Below are 3,109 nucleotides of genomic sequence, written 5' to 3'. Positions count from 1 at the left end.
TGCCGTGTTGGTTGACGTCCTCACAACTCGAATCCGACGCCCTCGCAAGAAAGATGTTACGATAGTCAGGAAGGTTCGTACAGGCAACCGGAAAATTAGGCAAAAGCTGGTGGCACAATCGCGGTCATGACTGAATTCTTGCGAAAGGCCTGGTACCTCACCGGTCCGACGGCGGCAGGTAAAACAGCCGTCGGGCTGAAGTTGGCGCAACTAATCAACGCCGAGATTATCTCATTGGATTCCATGGCGTTATACCATGGCATGGATATCGGTACTGCTAAGCCCTCTCTGGAGGAACGCCGGGCTGTGCCGCATCATTTGATTGATGTTATCGAACCGGTCCATGAATTCAGTGTTGCCCAATATCTGGCCGCGGCGGAGAAAGTCGCAAACGAGATTACGGCACGAGGAAAAAAGATATTATTCGTTGGTGGCACGGCCTTATATTTGAAAGCGCTGTTGCGGGGGTTGTTCAGCGGTCCATCCGCCGATTGGAAACTGCGACAGGAATTGGACGAAGTGGCGCAAGTTGACGGGTCCGAGGCGCTACATCGCCGATTGCAGCAAGTTGATTCGACGGCGGCAGCAAAACTGCATCCGAACGATGTGCGCCGGATCATTCGCGCACTGGAAGTACATTCCACAACCGGCCAGCCGATCAGCAAGATGCAGAATCAGTTTGATCTAGGTCGGCCGGCCGATGAGTGCCGTGTGTTCGTGCTCGATTGGTCGCGCGAACAGCTGGAACAGCGAATTAGACAACGAGTTGATGCCATGTTCGCTGCTGGTTTGGTTGACGAAGTGCAACGGCTACTCGTACGTGAAAGGATGGAAGATAGAAACCCGCACATTAATCTACGAACCAAAGCACTTAGCCGCACGGCGGGTCAGGCGGTCGGCTACAAGGAGGTGCTCGAGTTCCTCAACGGCGACCGAGATCTGCCCGCGACCATTGAACTAGTCAAACTTCGCACGCGCCAATTTGCCAAGCGGCAGCTCACTTGGTTCCGCAGCCTCAGCGAATGCCGTTGGATTGAAGTGGGAGAAAACTTTCAACCCGAAGAAATCGCACGGAGAATTGCGGCGATTGGTTTGGCTTAGACGCAATGCCGAGCAGTTCCATTCTTTTGCAAACGAACCTTTCGCTAAACGGCCCGTCGATTTAGAATAGCCCCTTCGATTTCCATCCGTTTTTTCAAGGATCATGTCTTGTATCGTACCCACACTTGCGGCGAACTTCGGGCCAGCCACGTCGGCCAAACGGTCACACTTTGCGGCTGGGTAGACACCTATCGCGACCATCAAGGAGTGCTGTTCATCGATTTGCGCGATCGTTACGGCAAGGCGCAAGCAGTTGTGTCGCCCGAGAGCGGAGCCGAAAACTTGGAGCTCGCCAAAACCATCCGTTGCGAATGGGTGTTGATGGTCACCGGTCGTGTGGCCCGACGGCCGGAAGGGGCGGCCAATCCCAAATTGGCGACTGGTGAAATCGAAGTGCGAGTGGAAAAAGTGGTTGCTCTCAACCGTTCCGCCACGCCGCCGTTTTTACCCACAGCGCAAGATTTGCCCGGGGAAGATCTGCGGTTGAAATATCGCTTTCTCGATTTGCGGCGGCCAGAAGCGCAACGCATTTTGGAATTGCGGCACCGCATGATCAAAGGCATGCGCGATTACTTCGACGAGCATGGTTTTCTGGATGTAGAAACGCCGGTACTGGGCCGCAGCACGCCGGAAGGGGCCCGCGATTATTTGGTGCCCAGCCGCATTCAGCACGGCGCCTTTTATGCCCTGCCCCAATCGCCGCAGTTGTACAAGCAAATTTTGATGGTGGCCGGCTACGATCGTTACGTGCAGGTGGCCCGGTGTTTTCGTGATGAAGATTTGCGAGCCGATCGGCAACCGGAATTCACGCAGCTCGATATGGAAATGTCGTTCGTGCAAGCCGACGATGTGATCGGCATTATCGACGGCTTGGTCGCGAAACTGGCTAAGGAAATCCTTGGGCTGGACGTGAAGCTCCCATTGTCGCGGATGACCTACGACGAAGCCATGGAACGGTTCGGCCATGATGCCCCCGACTTGCGCTTCGGCCTGGAAATTGTTGACGTAACCGATTTAGCCCGCGAGGCGGAATTCCGCGTGTTTCGTGCTGCAGCCGATGGCGGCCAGCATGTGCGTGGAATCAATGCCAAGGGAGCTGCGGCAAAATACTCGCGAAAAGATATCGACGAATTGACCGCATCCATTTGCCAGGTTTCCGGTGCAAAAGGCTTGGCGTGGTTCAAGGTGGAAGAAGGTGGTGCCTTGGCCTCGCCGATCGCCAAGAATTTTTCCGCGCCGCTATTGGCAAAAATCGCTCAGCGAATGCAGGCCGCGCCGGGTGACTTTTTGCTGTTCGTGGCCGATACGTTCGATATTTGCTGCAAAGCTTTGCACAACTTGCGCAAACGCTTGGGCGAAGAATTGAAGCTCTACGATCCTACCGCAATGCATTTTTCCTGGATCGTGGAATTTCCGATGTTTGCCTGGGATGCCGAAGAAAAAACTTGGGCCGCTATGCATCACCCATTCACTGCCCCGCGACCACAAGATTTGGAACTCTTAAAAACGGAGCCTGCTAAATGCCGGGCGCAGGCTTATGATTTAGTGATCAACGGTTCTGAGGCGGGCGGCGGGACGATCCGAATTCACGATCAGGAATTGCAGCAGCAGGTGTTTGAACTATTGGGAATTGATCGACAAAAAGCCCGCGAGCGGTTTGGATTTTTACTCGATGCGCTTCAATTTGGAGCTCCGCCGCACGGAGGCATTGCTCTGGGGATCGACCGCTGGGTAATGCTGTTTGGCAACTTGAACAATATCCGCGATTGCATTGCTTTCCCCAAAACGCAAAAAGCAACGGATTTAATGACCGACGCGCCGAACACCGTCGATCCGAAGCAACTCAAAGAATTGGGCATTACAATTGCTAAATAAGCCGGTCGCCACAGCATGGTACAACGCGAATGGCCGGCAAATGTATCCGGTATATTCGGGCGGTTAGCTCAGTTGGTTAGAGCGCCTGGTTTACACCCAGGAGGTCACAGGTTCGAGTCCTGTACCGCCCATT

At 54.2% G+C, this 3,109-nt stretch carries 2 protein-coding genes and 1 tRNA gene; all 3 read left to right on the top strand.

Features of this window, described 5'->3' with window-relative positions:
* The first annotated feature begins 126 nt into the window (after window positions 1-126).
* Window positions 127-1,101, top strand: a complete 975-nt coding sequence (gene miaA, locus VFE46_07790; GenBank protein HZZ27894.1) for a tRNA (adenosine(37)-N6)-dimethylallyltransferase MiaA — start codon at window positions 127-129, stop codon at window positions 1,099-1,101.
* 108 nt (window positions 1,102-1,209) lie between these two features.
* Window positions 1,210-2,976, top strand: a complete 1,767-nt coding sequence (gene aspS, locus VFE46_07785) for an aspartate--tRNA ligase (GenBank protein HZZ27893.1) — start codon at window positions 1,210-1,212, stop codon at window positions 2,974-2,976.
* A gap of 57 nt (window positions 2,977-3,033) precedes the next feature.
* Window positions 3,034-3,107 (top strand) — tRNA-Val (locus tag VFE46_07780).
* Window positions 3,108-3,109 lie beyond the last annotated feature (2 nt).

The sequence above is a fragment of the Pirellulales bacterium genome (genome assembly GCA_035656635.1).
Lineage (GTDB): Bacteria > Planctomycetota > Planctomycetia > Pirellulales > JADZDJ01 > DATJYL01.
The sequence above is the reverse complement of the archived record's forward strand: the minus strand, read 5'-3'. Positions and strand labels throughout refer to the sequence as shown.

Bases quoted from the DNA above. Each gene is read 5' to 3' on its own strand.
- miaA (HZZ27894.1), top strand. From the start codon at position 127: ATGACTGAATTCTTGCGAAAGGCCTGGTACCTCACCGGTCCGACGGCG.